We start from the raw sequence: 16,934 nt of genomic DNA, 5'->3' as shown, positions 1-16,934 counted from the left end.
CCGCTATGCTTGAGAGGGTATGTTGTTGTGTTTAAAAGTCGCTAAAAACTCCAGGAGATGATCACGGCTAAGCGGCGCACCAATGCCATAGCCCTGTACTCGCGTGCATCCTTTTTCTCTCAAAAAGTCAATTTGGTTTTGATTTTCGACCCACTCAGCGACCACCTCTACATTCATTAACGCCGCACTCTGGCTAATCGATGACAAGATCACTTCGTCCATTTCACTCTGGCCGATATTACGAACAAAGCGACCATCAATTTTTATCACGTCAAAAGGTAAATCACACATGGATTCAAAGCCAGCAAAGCCGGTACCAAAATCATCTAACGCACAGGAAATACCGAGTGATTTCAAACAATCCATTTGTTGGTGGGCATGCGTAAAGTTATGGATCCTGTCGGTTTCGACCAGTTCAACCTCCAGTTGCGGGACATCATCTGGATAGTCAGGCAAAAGGCGCTGAATCACGCCTACCACAAATCCCGTCTCCAACTGCCGAGCGGTCACATTGACACTGATTGTCTTGAGAATGTCTGCCTGACGTAATAAACGAATCGCTTCCAGCGCTTGTTCAAACATCGCGGTGGTTAACACGTCTTCGAGCTGGTATTGACTTAGCAAAGGCAAAAACGCCGCAGGACTTTGATAACCACCCGATTCGAGTCGACGTCTCACCAGTGCTTCAAAGCCATCAATTTCGTCAGTCACAATATTCAATTGTGGTTGAAAAAATGCCTCGAAGTGTTTGGCTTCAATATCGCGAATCAAAGTACGCAACGTTGCGTCGTCTTGATGCCCATCAGGACAAGGAAGCCAATAGTGCGCATCATAAAGCGGTATTTTTTTCGCTTTACGCGCCTGAATCGTCTCGAAGGATATCTCCTGCCAAGAGCGAAGCGCGCTGACCATCAATCGTGTAGGTAGTGCTTTCTCCTCACTGGCACGGTTCAAGCTCTCAATCAACGTATTTAACAAACAATGACCTGTCGAGGAGTACGCCAACAACCCCACAAACTTATCTGCGATGCGGTACCAGTGAAATTCCGTTATTTGATGAAGATGTTCACTGACATGCTGTAACTGATGATTCCCCGCCATCACCGACTGGGTTTCATTAATCGTGCTGGTTCCTTGACTATCAATAATCACCACCAACCACGGCGTTTTGACATCCACCGCCATAGCTTGAATGCGCTGATTAAGGGCGTCTTGCGAAAGGCATCTCGTCAGCGTGTCGTGCGGCAAAGACGCTTGTTTATTGCTCAAGATCGTTTTAACCGTATCGCACAGCACCTCGCGATCCCAAGGTTTGCTAACGTATTGGCTCAATGCGCCGGCATTGATGGCCCGGGAAACACCCGGCAAATCGGCTTGTCCGGATAACATGATGGTGGCAATATCAGGATAACGTTGATGAATGTTAATCAGTAATTCCGCACCGTCCATTTGCGGCATCCGGTAATCGGAAATCACGAGGCCAATGTGATGTTCAGATAAAATAGCAAGCGCCTGCTGCCCCGACTCTGCGGTATGAATATGCGCCACAAAACGACGCAGTTCTCGCTTTAGCGCACGTAGGATATGCGGCTCATCATCAACCAATAGAATTTCCGTGTACGCCATCATGGGCTGGGCCCTCCTTTCATCACCTCATGGACTGGCGAAGAAATACCCTCAGCCTGATTTCCCGAGCAAGGCAACACAATCGTAAACGTCGTCCCTTTTCCTTGCTCACTGGTTACTGTGATTTGGCCACCGTGAGCGACAACAATATCGCGCGAGACGGACAAGCCAAGCCCCGTCCCCTGCCCGACCGGTTTGGTGGTATAAAATGGCTCGAAAATCGTCGCCAGCGCCTCTTCTGGGATCCCTTGGCCGTTATCTTTGATTTCAATAATCAGATGCTCTTCATCGAGGGGGGCGACAGAAATCTTTATGTTTCCCTCGCCCTCAATCGCGTGTGCCGCATTAATGAGTAGATTGAGAAAAACTTGATTCAACTGCATGGGCTGACAAAGGATATCAGGTGTCTGAGGCGAGTAGTTTCTCTCTATTTCAATCGCATACTTAATCTCGTTATGGATGATTTTCAGTGTCGAGTCGATACCGCGGCGAATATCAGTGGCCGCCCATTCACCATTGTCAACGTGTGAAAATTCTTTGAGATCTTTGACAATCGTCATCACTCGCGTGATCCCTTCTAACGACTCTTCAATCAGATCGCTGGCATCTTCGAGTAAATAACTCAATTGAATATCGTCTTTTAGCACCTGTCGGTCTGCCAGTAAGGCCCTATTGTCGGTGCTCTCTATCTTTTCGTCCAAACAACGGACATAGGCGGTAAATTTATCTAGATAGTCGTATAGCGTGCGAATGTTGGAGGAGATAAAAGCGATAGGGTTATTAATTTCATGGGCAATTCCCGCCGATATTTGCCCAATCGACGCCATTTTCTCTGACTGAAGCAGTTGACTCTGTAACTGCTTGAGTTCTGAAACGACCTCTTGATACGCCTCAGTGCTTCGTTTGAGTCGCTCAGTATCTGGGATAGAGGGAAGAGCCTCTCGCGTAGGGGCCGCCAACGCTGTCGGGCGATAAAAACAAATGGCGACCTGTGTGACCTCGCCATGCACTGACAGAATGGGAAGAAACTCGACGTCTTGCCATATGTATGCCGCATCAACATCCCCGCATATATCTATAATGACAGCGCCGGATGACTGTAATGGCGCTTGCGTCGAGAAAACCGTGTCGATGTTTTGTTGTAAAAATTGATGATGAGCAGGAAGACGCGCTAACAGCGCATCTCCAACGAGGGCGTCGTTTGCTGCGTTGAGGCTGCGAAGAAAGCAGGTATTGGCGTCAACGATACGATAGTCACGATCGATAAGACATACCGCGATAGAGAGCCCATTTAAAATCGCGGGTGAAATCTTGTTATCCTCCACGTTCCCCTTCCATGTTTATGCCACATGCACAGCAAACCACAGCGTCATAGATTGTTATCCGGCACATTCAAATCGTCTCCTTATACGACTGAGTAAAAAAAGCGCCGATATTGGCCGACCAAGACTGTAAAAGCTTGGCTTTGTCAATATCGTTCGCATTAATCCACTGCCGGCAGTAATGCAATAGCGCGCCATCCTTGGTTCGCTCACTTTCAGGGGATAACGGAATGGCGCCGCTTGCCAACACAATCTCTGCAAGCTCAAAATCATAGCCCCACAAAATAATGATATAACTCGAGACGACAAGCGCAGTATCAAAACGGGCAGGTAAATCGCAAATGGGATTGTTGCTACTTTCACGACAGCCAAGCTCTCGCGCCATCAGTTCCCCTAACGAAGACAACACTGATGCGAGATACAAACGCTCAGCATGCGCTTTGTCATACCCAAGGAATAGTCCCAGCGACTTACTCACATTAGCCAGTTCAATATGTTCATCCACCACGGCATAGTGCTCTTTGGTGGACAAGTGCTTAAAGGCATTATGTCCCACCATAGTGGCAGCAATTGACTCGACCGATTGAATGCCCAGTCGATTAATCGCTGTTTCTATTGACCAAGTCCGGTTTCGAAAGCCCAAATAAGCAGAATTAGCAAGCTGTAAAAGTCGGGCAACTAGGGGAGGCTCTTCGCTGACCACTCGTGCAATTTGTTCCATGTCTGAATGGGGATCATTAATCGTGGCACGTAAACGGCGCACGCAGTCAGGCAAGACGGGAAAATCCTCAATACCAACTAACCGGTTACGCGTTTCAGCATCAATCGGCAACTTATAGAGGCGCTCAACACTATTAAGCACATTATCAAAGTCATCTTCAGAGAAGGGTTTGGGTAGGACGAAGTGCACACTAGGCGTCGCGAGTTCGGTAATTTTTTGGCGCGTATCCCCTGTTATCAGGGCACGTATCGTACCAGGAAAGCGCGCTCGAACCTGCTCTAATAACGCATCCCCCTTTAGCTTGGGCATCAGTAGATCACTGATCACCAGAGAAGGGGACTGATCATCTAACAGGCCTTTCTCCCAATGGGTAGGATTCTTAATCAAGCTGATAGCCCAACTCGGTTTCAAGCGGCGAATCACCCGACCAATCGCCTTTAATGTGAGCGCGTCATCGTCAACGTAGATGACATGGAAACGCGGCCTACTCATGCTTCCCTCGTATTCTCATCGTTGTCCTCAAACGACCTAGCGCTATCGTTAGGCAGTAAGTGAGAGAGTAATCAACGCTGCGGCTTATCTCAGTGGAACCTTATCCAAGGTGAGGTACCCAGCAATCCTTTCAGTAAGCGTAGTCCAAAATCCCAGACTGTCTTGGCATACGCGAAGAAATTAGCGGTGTCTGGATAACGTTAATAGGGGGAGGGAGGGAAAACGGGCTCAACATGGTTGAGCCCTGTACCAATGCACTCTATCAAGCGCTGAAATTACTCAAATTCAAACTGTACCATGACCGGATAGTGGTCAGAGAGTTCATGGTAGTAACCATCATGATAGGTTTGTCCAGCCGCTTGCGGCCACTCGCCTTCAAGGTAGTCCCAATACCAATCATCGTTGGCGGTTAATTGCACCACCTTCATCTCAGGTTGATTGGCAGGCACTGCATGGTCACGGCTCCACAAAATATAATCTAGCGTCGTGTTGTAGTTAAGGTCATATTCAAAGTGATACGCGTTCGCTTTCGTGAACCAATTATGCTTGGCGGAAAAAGACGTTACTTCAGGCTCGGTGAACCGCAATGCGCCATTTAATGCCACTTTCATGTCGTTGATTTCATCTTGGCGACTCCACTCTACGTTCATGTCACCACCAATAATCACAGGCTCGTCAGCGGGAATCGCCGCCTTGTCGATGAAGTCTTTGATTTCGCTAAGCTGACCAAGGCGCACTTGGTGCTCCTCATCAGACATACCATCGTGCGTTGCCTGTAAATGGGTGCCAATTAAGTGAAAGGCTTCACCTTCTTTATCGATCTCGACGTATGCAAAGCCTTTGTTGGCTTGATAGTCCCAGCTACCTTTCAAGCTTTGATGATAAACGTGCGCCTTTTGAGTCAAAATGGGGTATTTAGAAAGGATAGTCACGCCGCCACGCACGACAAATAAAGAATTGGAACAATCTCCAGTCAGCGCATCCCAACCTTCCCCACTGCAGTCTTGACCGACATTGGGTGTTTGATAGGGGTATAAGCTTGCCAGCTGATTCATCGCTTGCTCGGCTTCCGCGTTAAAGGCCTCACTGATCAAAATCACATCAGGCTGCGTGTCCATATCGGCAATCGCTTGCGGCAGACGGGCGGCACGCTCAGCTTGATCCCAGTCTTGTAGGTTACTTAGTTGCATAATGTTATACGCCATGACGTTAAGCTGACCCGCATGCGCACTGAGACTAAGCAGCAACGCAGCTGCCGTTGAGAGCAGTTTATTGATTTTCATGTTTCCTCTTTTCGTTTTGCTTTCTAATTGTTTTAGGTGTTTCGCCCACCAAAAGATTAGAAGCCTAACGAAAATGGCGTGAGCCGCCCCAGGATTTGTTTACTTTTTCTGATATTTTTGTAACTAAGCTCACGTTCCTTGTATTACGTCATTAATGCGTCACTAAGTAAGTTTGCGAGGTAAAGGTATGTTTTCTCAACATGGTCGCAAGCTCATGCTGCCTGACCGGTTTGGCAATATAATCATCCATACCCGCGGCTAAACACGCTTCCTTGTCTTCCGTTGTCGCATTCGCGGTCAGTGCAATAATGGGGGTTCGATTAAAGCGCGACTCTTGTGCCCGAATGTGTTCAGCGGCTTGGTAACCGTCCATCACAGGCATCTGACAATCCATGAAAATCGCGTCAAAAGGTTGGCTTTTCCACAGTGCCAGCGCCTGCTCACCATCGGCAGCCGAGCGAACATGTATCCCTAGTTGGGTCAACATCGCCTCAGTCACTCGTTGATTAACTTTGGAATCTTCCACGACCAAGACATGCAATCCAGCCAGCGATGTGCCTTTTCCGGTAGATCGTACGACCCCCAGTGTCGGTTGGCGCTGTTGTAAGATGCGCACCAAATGCGCTTTTAAGTCATTAAATTGGTAGGGACGGCCTAAGTAACCCTCTATGCCTGAGCGTTCAATCCGCGGCTTATCCAATGCATCGGGCGCCGCCGTTAACATCATGATCGCAGGGCTTTTATCTCCAAACGTGGTAATGATTTGTTCAGCCAAGCGAAAACCGTCCATTTTGGGCATCACTTTATCGAGTAAAATCACTTTAAATGGATAATGGCTATCAAGGCGTTCGCGAATTAAAGGAATCACGTCATCCGGGTGCATGCAGCATGTGACTTGGCAACCAAGGTTGCTCAATTGTGCCGTGGTGATGCGCATGTTTAAACGACTATCGTCTACCAATAACATCGGGGCGCCCGCGAAAAGATACGCCTCAACTGGTGTAGCTAAAGGAATATCCGCACAATCAAAACGCGCGGTGAAGGTAAACACACTGCCCACATTTACTTCACTGTTGAGGGTAATTCGCCCCCCCATTAAATTGACAATTTGCTGTGAGATGGCGAGCCCAAGCCCGGTACCTCGGGCGGTTGCTGTTAAGGAGTCACCTTGTTCAAATTTACCAAAAATACGGCTTTGTTCTTCAACGGGAATGCCAGGCCCGGTATCACTCACTTCAAAACGAAGCACACTGGCCGTATCCTCGTCACTCACCTGCTTGATAGAGACAACCACTTCCCCACGCTCAGTAAACTTGATTGCATTACCCACCAAATTAATCATCACTTGGCGTAATCGTGGTGCATCACCTATCAACAAAGGGGAAATATCAGCATCTATTTCGCAGCGAAAAGCGAGCTGCTTTTCCTTCGCTCGGAGAATGAACAGATTCTCAAGATCTTTCCCCAACTCAAATATATTGAGCTCTAATGGTTCCAGTTCTAACTTACCTGCTTCAATTTTAGAGAAGTCGAGGATGTCGTTAATGATATCTAATAACGACATCGACGATGTTTCCAACATCTCGACAAACTCTTGTTGCTCGTTGTTTAAGCGAGTGCTTTTTAACAGTGAGGCCATCCCAATAATGCCGTTCATTGGAGTACGGATTTCATGGCTCATGTTGGCCAAAAACTCACTTTTCTTTTGGCTAGCCTTTTCAGCGTCGTGCTTAGCGTCCTCCAACTGCGCCAGTTGTTGCCCTAGCGCCGTGATCATAGCGTTATAACGCGTTTCAAAACCTCGCCAATGATGGAATTGGGGGGGAACCTGAATCGGCGTGGGTACGCCATTATCCCACTGGTTGACCTGCTGGTGTAGCGCCACTAACGGCCTTTCTAAGTGGCGACGGACAATCCATATCGAGCTTAAGATCCCCAATCCTGAAACAGCCAACCATCCAAGAAAAACCCACTGGGCACTATCACCAAAGTAGGCATTTAACGCCGTATAATTTGACGCCACCTCAAGTTGCCCAAGGGTATACTCGTTTCCCTCGTCTCTTGCAATTAACGACCAACGCTTTTGCAACGATTGTGCAGCAGGCTCCACGCCACGCTCAATTAACGAGCCATCGGCATCATACACATGGATATAATCAATCTCAGGTTGGGCGATGAGCTGCTCTATCCGTTGCTCAAACGCTTGCGTTTCCACACGCCATAGATGTCCAGTCATTGCACTGAGATCTCTGTTGCCCACCTCTTGCAAGGCGCGATCGACATCTGCTTTATGCGTTTGGTAATCGCCCAGCAGGAGAAGCGCCGCAAATAACGCAGTCAGTACGGTCCAGCTTAAGGCTAGCTTGGTAATGATTCCCGCAGAAAGAGAGGGGCGAGTCAGGGGGCTGCCTACCTTCATAATCACCTTTTATCGAAAAAGCTTCTCTGCTAATCATAGAGTCTAATCTTATTTTGGGCGAGAAATGTCCTAGTTAGTGGGCGAAAAAGAACAAAAAAGGCGCTCACAAAGGAGCGCCTACAACGTAGGTTGTCTACAAATAACGACAGCCTATCGACTTGAGTCAGTTTATCCGGATAACCCGTATCGCAGCCTCAAGCGAGTTTGTTATGTACCGTTTCGGTTAGTCCAATACACCACGACGCATTTGATCCAGCTCGATAGACTCGAACAAGGCTTTAAAATTACCTTCGCCAAAGCCTTGGTTACCCTTACGTTGGATGATTTCAAAGAAAACCGGTCCAATAACAGTATTGGTAAAGATTTGCAGTAAGATACCGCTGTCGACGTCACCATCAATCAATACACGGGTATCACGCAACTCATCGATGCTTTCTTCATGGCCATTGACACGCTCGTTGATTTTCTCATAGTAGGTGTCCGGCGTATCCATGAACGCCATGCCTCGTTGGCGTAACGTCCGCACCGTTTGGTAGATGTTGTCGGTGGTCATGGCGATATGCTGGATCCCCTCACCGTTATACTCTTTCAAATATTCTGCAATCTGTGACTTGTCATCACTTGACTCATTGATAGGAATACGGATTTTTCCGCAAGGTGCGGTCAGCGCTCGCGACTTCAGCCCGGTCTTTTTGCCTTCAATGTCAAAAAATCGGATCTCTTTGAAGTTGGCAATACGCTCGTAAAAGTCAGCCCATACATCCATGTTGCCAATATCGACGTTGTGGGTCAGGTGATCGATAACTTTCAATCCTGCATCCGCTTCTTTCAGGCGCGATTGCCAGTCTGGATAAAAGTCAAAATCGACTTCATAAATACTTTGGTCACCATAGCGGTCGACAAAGTAAAGCAATGAATCACCAATGCCGTATACCGCAGGAATGCTGAGCTCCATTGGACCAATGTTTGGCTCAACCACTTTGGCGCCTTGTTTGGCCGCATACGCAATCGCGTGTACCGCATCTTTCACTCGAAACGCCATGGCGTTGACACTCGCACCGTGCTGCTTAGCAAAGCCTTGCGCTTGTGATTCGGGCTCACCGTTTACGATAAAGTTGGTGTCTCCCTGACGATACAGCCAAACGTCTTTGTGCTTGTGTTTGGCAATTTCCGCAAAACCCATCAACGAGAACAAATTCTTAAGTGCATCGATACCCGCTTGATCGGGCGCTGTGTATTCAACGAACTCAAACCCATCTGTGCCCAATGGATTAATCGTTTTGACAGGTGCTTGCATGGTTGACGTCATAATCGCTTCCTCCTTGTGTGTAACATTAGAGATAGCATTAGACGGTGACTGGGACTAGAGAAGACAAGCGGACAGCTGGTTAATCAAATGTTAACCAATAGTGTCACTTATGCTGAACAGTGAGAGGAAAGCGTCGCTAACCGCGTTTTTTTAAGGGTTTAAGCCAATAACAAGTGTAAAGAATAGCAACCAAAACGCCATTACATTTTACATTTTTGCAACGCGAGATGAAAACCATACAGCAAAAACACAAACGCCGCCCAAAGGCGGCGACCAAAAAGCAGGCGGGTGGGCGTATTAAACCTTGAGGCTGTAACTGTTTTGCTGGCCGTTGGGTGTGATGGTTTTTTGCACCTGATCCATCAGCGCTTGTTGCTGTTGGTTGTAGGCATCCGCTCGCGTTTTCTGCGCTTCTTGTTCCGCCACACGATCAATGAGGGCTTGATAATCACGCTTATCCTCACGCTGCTCGCCCGATGCTGCGGCTTCTTTTTGCTCTTCTCGCTCTTTACGGATCAGCTCGGCACGCTCTTGCACGCTCATCGAGTTATTGAGACCGCCATTGACCTGATCATCTTGACGATCGCGCTGACGCTGCATGTATTGCTGCGCTAAAGGTTGCGAATTGATTGACGTCGGCATAGGTCCTCTCTCGAACAAGGTGACAACTTGATTAAATTTTAGCCCATACGCCCACAAATTGATATCTCAATTTACTATAGAGGATGTCACCACTGGCCTAGTTGTTGCACGTTATCTGACGTTGGCCGCGAGATACCAACGTAGAAGCAGGGGCTTAGGTGACCCAACGCCCAAGAAAAGCACGATGAATATAATGAGGAGAAACACCATGCTGACCGGTAAACACTGTGTCATTACAGGTGCCGCACAAGGGATCGGCCGCGCCATCGTTGAAACCTTTGTCGAACAAGGCGCTACCAAGATTTATGCATTAGATAGGAATATTGACAACATGCAAGACTGGCAAGCACATCGGGTTATCGTTCCCGTTGCGCTGGATGTCTGCGATCAAGAGGCTGTCGCGAATTGGGTGCAGAGCTTGCACCAACAACACGCAGTTATCGATGTGCTGGTGAACAATGCTGGCATCACTCGTGACAACCTGCTGACCAAAATGAGCGAAAGTGACTGGGACGCGGTCATTGACGTCAATCTAAAGGGCGTCTTTACCATGACACAAGCCATCGCGCCACTGATGATGGCGCAAGAGAAAGGCGCGATTGTGAGCTTGTCTTCGGTCGTCGGCACCGACGGCAATATTGGTCAAACCAACTATGCCGCCTCAAAAGGTGGCGTGATTGCAATGACAAAGACTTGGTCAAAAGAACTCGCTCGTCACGGTGCGCAAATACGCGCCAATTGTGTCGCGCCCGGTTTTATTGAAACGCCCATGACGGAAAATTTACCCGATAAAGTCATTGAGATGATGAAAGGGAAAACACCCTTGGGCCGCATGGGTACCGCGCAGGATATCGCCAACGCGATTAGTTTTCTTGCCAGCGATAACGCGAGCTTTATCACAGGTCAAACGCTTAAAGTCGATGGAGGGTTAGTCATATAATGGAAGGACACTTCCGGCCATTATGAGGCAACAATGACTCCAACACTTCTTATCACAGGCGCGAACCGTGGAATTGGCCTGGCGCTCACTGAGCTGTATCTCGAGCACGGTTGGCAGGTGATTGCCTGCTGCCGCTTCCCCGGCTCTGCGCCTCACTTGATGACACTAAAAAACCGTTACTCAACGCTCACCACCTACGGATTAGATGTCACGGATCATACGGTAATACAGCAACTTGCATTACAGCTTATCGACACGCCTATCCATTTACTGATCAACAATGCAGGTCTATATGGCCCCAAAGGGTATCAATTCGGTGACGTGGATACAGCGGCCTGGCGCGAGGTGCTGGAAGTCAATACCATCGCTCCCCTGGTTATCGCTGAACATTTCACCCCGCATCTTGAAAAGGCAAGCCAAAGTGGCCATACACCCATTTTCGCTTTCCTATCCTCAAAAGTCGGGAGCATGAGTGATAACCAATCAGGCGGTGGGTATATTTATCGAAGTTCAAAAGCCGCGCTCAACGCGGTGATCAAAAGTCTATCTATTGACCTGCGAAGTAAAGGCATTCGTTCGATTGCTCTCCACCCCGGTTGGGTACAAACGCAAATGGGTGGACCCAAGGCCCTTATCAATACTGCCACATCGGCCCAAGGGTTGAAGCATGTGCTCGATACCCTAACGGACAGTCAAAACGGCAACTTTATTGATTATCAAGGCCAAGAAATTGGTTGGTAAGGAGCGAGGCGGTGATTGCGCCGCCTCGTTAATTAGATAGGGAAGAACGTCATCGACGCCATGCTGTGTACCACCTGATTAATATTACGGTTAGTACTGTCCGCCACCATAATGGCCATCATGTCTTGAATAATAATCATCTGACCCAACAAGCGCTCGTAACTATAATTGGGCACACCATTTTTGCCCATGCCATTACTCAGCAACAGCAGTTGACCGTGTTCGTCCTTTTGATTGTTTAAAAGCCAGGCAATTTTTTCTAGGTTTCGAGCACTGTTATAGAGTTTTTGTTGGTCAATATCATCGAGCAAAAAAAACTCAAGTTGATGATTATAGCTCGCACTGATCATGCCGGTAACACCCGCCATGAGCGCAAACACGCGATCGCCCTCAAATTCACTTGAAAAGGCTAAAGGCAGCAGCGCGATGCCATCCATTCCTCCCAGCTCTCGAAAGCCATTGTCGGGGCGTTCTGCCGTCATCAACTGCGCTACGCGTTTTTCAATCGTCATGCCGGGCACTTTTTTGAGCTCGCGCGGGTTACGCTTGTACAGTTTCACGATGAGGGCTTCGCTGAGATCACGAATCTCAGCAATGTGAATATCGGTAATTAAATCCATGTCTGACTTGGCGAGATTTTTAATATCAAATGGCCGACCAAGCTTCTGCGCACACCCTGTGAGGCTAAGCAATAATACGCTCACCCATACCCAGCGCATCATAACAACATCCTTGCATCCTCTAACTCGGCGCTAGCATAACGATTTACGCCCGCTCGGTGCACTCTTAGAAAAAATCTTGTATGGAATATCACACTTTTAGCGTATAACTGGCGCTGCAATCATCAATCCACCTTGAACCTTTTTGAGCCAATATGTCCCCCATTGGCGGCAGGCAACGCCAAGAAGCGATCGTCATCACAGCATCGCGACACAATCAGCGGCAATAACGCGCTCTTCATCAGTGGGGATAACCCACACGCCAATCTTACTGTCCGATGCAGATATACACGTTTGATTGGCTTGATTGGCCGAGGCGTCCAAGCGCATACCTAGCCAATCACACTGTGCCACAACACGCTCGCGTACAGGTGCAGCATGCTCGCCAATCCCAGCGGTGAACACCAGATGTTCGACACCGCCCATTGCCGCACAGAGGCTGCCGATTTCTCGCGCAATCCGATAACAATAGTGCGCTATCGCCTGCTTAGCTCTTGGTTTATCGCTGCGTAATAAGGTGCGCATATCACTGCTGATACCCGATAAACCTAACAGCCCAGACTCTTTATATAAGAGCGTGCTGACGTCGTCTGCAGTCATGCCTTCTTCGGTGATCAGATGCAGCACTAATCCCGCATCAATGGCGCCACTTCGCGTTCCCATTGGTAACCCCTCAAGCGCGGTAAAGCCCATGGTGGAAGCCACACTTTGTCGTGATTGGATAGCACACAAACTCGCGCCATTACCAAGATGCGCAACAATCACTTTGGCGTCGCAATCAAAATCCGGGATCACCTCGGGTAAGCAACGCGAGATAAAGTCGTAAGACAAGCCATGAAAACCATAACGTTGAAAGCCCCTGTCATACATTGCGTAAGGAAGCGCAAACTGGCGCGCCTCCTTGGGCTGCTGGGCATGAAAGGCGGTATCAAAACAGGCAATTTGGCGCATGTTGGGTAATCGGGTCTGAAGTGCTTTAATCGGGGCAAGGCTATAAGGCTGATGAAGCGGCGCCAGCGAGGTTAATGCCTCCAACAGCTTGACGCTGCGCGCATCAAGAGGCGTTGCTTGCTGAAAGTACGTACCACCATGAACCACGCGGTGACCGACAGCAATCAGATTATCAAGAAAGCCTCGCGGTTCGAGCCACGCCAATAGCGAAACAATCGCGGCATGGTGATCCGCTGCGTTGGCGGGCGGGATAGAAAGCCCATCCGCGCCGCTATCAACGGACACCGCGTAACCTTGGGTCCCCAAACCGGAAAATTGTCCACCCATTAACCGATTAACACCCTGCCAACGCGTCTCCTCAACCGGATCCGTATTGACGTCAAACAGCGCGAATTTCAGACTCGACGAGCCGCTGTTAATGACCAGTATGTTCGCCATTGTCGCCTACTTATACTTATCCAGTGCTTTACGTTGATGCTCCGCAAGCAACAACGCCAGCGCACTCGATGCAATGCGGGTCAATGCATCATCGGCACGGCTGGTCAGCATAATGGGCACACGCGCCCCCACCACCACACCCGCGCCGGTGGCATCTGCGAGGTAGCTCAGCTGTTTCATCAGCATATTGGCAGCCTCAAGATCAGGGGCCACCAGGATATCCGCACACCCTGCAACCGGGGAGTTAATCCCTTTGGTCACGCGAGAGTCTTCGGAGACGGCACTGTCAAACGCCAGCGGTCCATCTAAGATACCGCCCGTTATTTGACCACGCTCCGCCATTTTACACAGTGCCGCGGCATCAAGGGTCGCATTCAATTTAGGGTTAATGGTTTCCACGGCCGACAAAATCGCCACCCGTGGATGACTGTTGCCAATCGCATGAGCCAGTTCGATGGCATTTTGAATAATATCGCGCTTTTGAGCCAACCCTGGATAGATATTAATGGCGGCATCAGTAATAAATAGCGGGCGCGGATAGGTCGGCACATCAAAGGCCATCACATGACTGAGGCAACGCTCAGTTCTCAACCCTCCTTCCCGTTTAACCACTTCATGTAGCAATTCGTCGGTATGCAGTGCGCCTTTCATCAGCGCCTCTATCTCCCCCGCACGTGCCATAGCCACCGCTTTTTCCGCCGCCGCGTGACTATGGGGTACATCAACAATGTCAAAGTCGCGGATATCCAGTTCAGCTTTATCCGCCGCCGCCATTATTTTGTCACGAGGCCCGACGAGGGTAGGAATAATGAGCTGTTGCTTCGCCGACTCCACCGCGCCGCGGATCGAGCTGTCGTCAACGGGGTGCACCACCGCGGTATGCATGGGATCAGGGTGATCGGCCGCGGTTAAAATCGCATGCAACTGCCCGCGCTCAGATAAGCGCACTTCTGGTAATACCGTGCGTTGACGTCGAACTTTTTTAGTGGGCGCCAGTACGCGTGCTTCCCCTTCAATCACAGTATCACCGCGTTGGTTTTCACACCGGCAAGCAAACACAATGTGGTGACGCTTTTCGTCCATTTTATCGACACGAACAGCGACGCGCAGCACATCGCCTAGCATGACGGGGGCTTTGAACGCGAGTGTTTGTCCGAGGTAGACAGTGCCAGGACCGGGCAGCTTTGTCCCCAATACGGTAGAAATCAATGCTCCGCCCCACATACCGTGCGCAATCACTTCCTGAAAGCGACTGCTTTTGGCAAAGTCATCATCCACATGGGCAGGATTGACATCCCCCGACATAATCGCAAAAAGCTTAATGTCCTCCATGGTGAGGCGCTTTTCTAAAAACGCTTCATCGCCTAATGAAATCTCATCGTACGTCTTATTCTCGATGACTTCCTCGTTATTCGTCCCTGACATGGTGGGCTCCTCAATAATCGATCAAGTCAAAAAAGTATGTGTTAGCCTCGTTGCGCTTAAAACCTAAGGTGATGACCGGCATCAACGTAGTGGGTGAGTCCCGTCAACACTTGGCCAGCATCGGCGCTAAGGTAAACCACGGCATGACCAACATCTTGCACTGTGGCCAAACGTCGAAGGGGCGAGCGCGTTTCTCCATCCACGGCCAAGGCTTCAAATTCTTTTAACCCCGACGCAGCACGCGTTCTGATCGGGCCGGGGGAAATAGCATGCACCCGGATCCCTTTTGGTCCTAATTCTGCTGCCAAGTAACGGGTGGTCGACTCAAGCGCCGCTTTAACAGGCCCCATTAGATTATAATTATCGACGGCTTTCTCCGCCCCATAGTAGGACATGTTAAACAGCGTGCCGCCATCAGACATCAGTGGCTCTGCGCGTTTCGCCATGCGGATAAACGAGTGACAAGAGATATCCATCGCCAGCGAGAACCCCTCTCGTGAGCAATCGACCACACGACCGTGTAAATCTTCCAAAGGCGCGAAGGCAATGGAATGCACAACAAAATCGACCCGTCCCCATTTCTCCTTGGCGCGAGCGAATAGTGCGTCGAGTTGTTGATCGTCCTGTACATCACACAGCATGAGTTCTGGATCGCCCATGGACGCTTTGAGCGGGGTCACAAACCGCTCTGCCTTAGGTGTGCCATAGGTGACCAGCACATCGGCACCCGCTTGGCTTAGCGCTTGAGCACACCCAAACGCAATGCTGTTTTCATTGGCCAGCCCGGCGACAATACCGACTTTACCTGCAAGTGAAAAAGGATGTTCCACAATACTCTCCCTTAAATTGGATAGCGAAAGTGTTAATCGCTCAGAAGGCTGAGTGATTACACTAAAAAAGACATCATCCACTTTAGGGCAACCGCAAACCCTTAACGTAGACTTAAATCAGCGTTAAGTGCAAAAGTATAGAAGAAAAAAGGCCGAGTGACGTGCTAGATAAAAAGACAATTGTGACAATTTTTGATGACAGCCTCGCCTCGGGCCATCGCGATGAGAGTTTTCACTCTAACCGGTATTCCTTTTCACGAACCAAAAACGCCACCGCTGATCACGGTGGCGTTTTGGGCAGGCGAGAAGCGTGGGACTACGCCAGCTCGGCCATCACACACTTGGCAAGGTCAGCGGGGCGGTAGTAAACCGATTTCATCACCTTGCCTTCACGGATAAGCTTGCCGTCGACACTGACATCGGCGGCACATTTGGCGATGATCCCATCTTCTTTGGGACTGGCGACAACATCAATGCCTTTTTGCGCGTAAAACGCTTGGGTGTCGGCAAACTCTTGTTGATTGCGACAGACTTTACTCATATTGCTGCTATGCACCTCATCCCAACAGGTCACAAAATCAACACCTAGGCGCGAGGCGATTTGAAGCAAGATATCAACCATGTAGCTCACTTCGAGTTGTTCTCGATACCCACGCGCGCCCATTTGAACAGCACGCCCCATCAGCACGTAGACACTATCAACAATAGCGTCCACTTGCTCAACCAGCGAGTCGGCTTCCGCAAGCTCTGTCATTTCCTCGACCGCCAACGCCGTGTGCAGATCATCGGCTTTGTCATCGAGAGAGTCAGGATCATTGCAGGGCAAATCAAAGGTGGTGCGGAAGGCTTCAATATCACGGTAAAGGTGGTCGTAGATCGCTTGATCGAGAACAGCAAATTTCATTTGTAGGGCCCTTTGAGAAACAAACACGCATGCGTTCATGCTGACATACAAGGGGCATTACAATAGCACTGCTCACTCAGACTTAAAATCGATCATGATGATTCTTTGTCGCCAGACAGCGTTAAAGCACAAATATCACTCAAGCTTGGTGTACGCTCGCCGCTAACACCTT

General features: G+C 49.3%; 14 protein-coding genes. 2 read left to right on the top strand and 12 right to left on the bottom strand.

Annotated elements, in window-relative coordinates:
* Positions 1 to 3: 3 nt before the first annotated feature.
* From BZG72_RS03170 to BZG72_RS03140, 7 genes are all read right to left on the bottom strand, one after another.
* Positions 4 to 1,629: an EAL domain-containing response regulator gene (locus BZG72_RS03170; RefSeq protein WP_077606706.1), complete on the bottom strand. Its 1,626-nt coding sequence runs from the start codon at positions 1,627 to 1,629 to the stop codon at positions 4 to 6.
* On the bottom strand, positions 1,626 to 2,951 hold the full coding sequence (locus BZG72_RS03165; protein ID WP_077666064.1) for an ATP-binding protein: 1,326 nt from the start codon (positions 2,949 to 2,951) through the stop codon (positions 1,626 to 1,628). Before BZG72_RS03165 ends, BZG72_RS03170 begins: the two co-directional genes overlap by 4 nt.
* Positions 2,952 to 3,018: 67 nt before the next feature.
* Entirely contained in the window at positions 3,019 to 4,161 is a 1,143-nt protein-coding gene (locus BZG72_RS03160) for an HDOD domain-containing protein (protein ID WP_077578482.1), read from the bottom strand.
* A gap of 275 nt (positions 4,162 to 4,436) precedes the next feature.
* Positions 4,437 to 5,444 carry a sphingomyelin phosphodiesterase gene (locus BZG72_RS03155; protein WP_077606703.1) on the bottom strand — a complete coding sequence of 336 codons (1,008 nt, stop codon included), beginning with the start codon at positions 5,442 to 5,444 and terminating at the stop codon, positions 4,437 to 4,439.
* A 151-nt stretch (positions 5,445 to 5,595) separates the two neighbouring features.
* A complete protein-coding gene (locus tag BZG72_RS03150; protein WP_077606702.1) occupies positions 5,596 to 7,863 on the bottom strand; it encodes a response regulator in 2,268 nt (755 codons plus the stop codon).
* 223 nt (positions 7,864 to 8,086) lie between these two features.
* Positions 8,087 to 9,172, bottom strand: a complete 1,086-nt coding sequence (gene hppD, locus BZG72_RS03145; RefSeq protein WP_046075645.1) for a 4-hydroxyphenylpyruvate dioxygenase — start codon at positions 9,170 to 9,172, stop codon at positions 8,087 to 8,089.
* A 297-nt stretch (positions 9,173 to 9,469) separates the two neighbouring features.
* Positions 9,470 to 9,814, bottom strand: a complete 345-nt coding sequence (locus BZG72_RS03140; protein ID WP_046075644.1) for a hypothetical protein — start codon at positions 9,812 to 9,814, stop codon at positions 9,470 to 9,472.
* 208 nt (positions 9,815 to 10,022) lie between these two features.
* On the opposite strand from BZG72_RS03140, the gene fabG reads away from it, so the two are divergent.
* Both fabG and BZG72_RS03130 read left to right on the top strand, forming a co-directional pair.
* Positions 10,023 to 10,754: a 3-oxoacyl-ACP reductase FabG gene (fabG, locus tag BZG72_RS03135; protein ID WP_077578485.1), complete on the top strand. Its 732-nt coding sequence runs from the start codon at positions 10,023 to 10,025 to the stop codon at positions 10,752 to 10,754.
* A gap of 33 nt (positions 10,755 to 10,787) precedes the next feature.
* Positions 10,788 to 11,495 carry an SDR family oxidoreductase gene (locus tag BZG72_RS03130; RefSeq protein WP_077666063.1) on the top strand — a complete coding sequence of 236 codons (708 nt, stop codon included), beginning with the start codon at positions 10,788 to 10,790 and terminating at the stop codon, positions 11,493 to 11,495.
* A 32-nt stretch (positions 11,496 to 11,527) separates the two neighbouring features.
* Here BZG72_RS03130 and BZG72_RS03125 read toward each other — a convergent pair whose 3' ends face one another.
* From BZG72_RS03125 to BZG72_RS03105, 5 genes are all read right to left on the bottom strand, one after another.
* Entirely contained in the window at positions 11,528 to 12,217 is a 690-nt protein-coding gene (locus tag BZG72_RS03125; protein WP_046075641.1) for a hypothetical protein, read from the bottom strand.
* A gap of 195 nt (positions 12,218 to 12,412) precedes the next feature.
* The gene (locus BZG72_RS03120) at positions 12,413 to 13,603 is read right to left on the bottom strand and encodes an acetate/propionate family kinase (protein ID WP_077666062.1); all 1,191 of its coding nucleotides are present in this window, start codon (positions 13,601 to 13,603) and stop codon (positions 12,413 to 12,415) included.
* 6 nt (positions 13,604 to 13,609) lie between these two features.
* Complete coding sequence (locus BZG72_RS03115) at positions 13,610 to 15,028, bottom strand: bifunctional enoyl-CoA hydratase/phosphate acetyltransferase (protein WP_046075639.1); 1,419 nt, start codon at positions 15,026 to 15,028, stop codon at positions 13,610 to 13,612.
* Positions 15,029 to 15,084: 56 nt separating this feature from the next.
* Positions 15,085 to 15,858 carry an enoyl-ACP reductase FabI gene (fabI, locus tag BZG72_RS03110; RefSeq protein ID WP_046075638.1) on the bottom strand — a complete coding sequence of 258 codons (774 nt, stop codon included), beginning with the start codon at positions 15,856 to 15,858 and terminating at the stop codon, positions 15,085 to 15,087.
* Positions 15,859 to 16,174: 316 nt separating this feature from the next.
* Positions 16,175 to 16,762: a nucleoside triphosphate pyrophosphohydrolase family protein gene (locus BZG72_RS03105; protein ID WP_046075637.1), complete on the bottom strand. Its 588-nt coding sequence runs from the start codon at positions 16,760 to 16,762 to the stop codon at positions 16,175 to 16,177.
* Between the last annotated feature and the right edge of the window lie 172 nt (positions 16,763 to 16,934).

Origin of the sequence: Salinivibrio sp. PR6 (assembly GCF_001995955.1) — a bacterium.
Classification (GTDB): domain Bacteria; phylum Pseudomonadota; class Gammaproteobacteria; order Enterobacterales; family Vibrionaceae; genus Salinivibrio; species Salinivibrio siamensis.
Note: the sequence above shows the minus strand (reverse complement) of the source record. Positions and strands in the feature narration are given on the sequence as shown.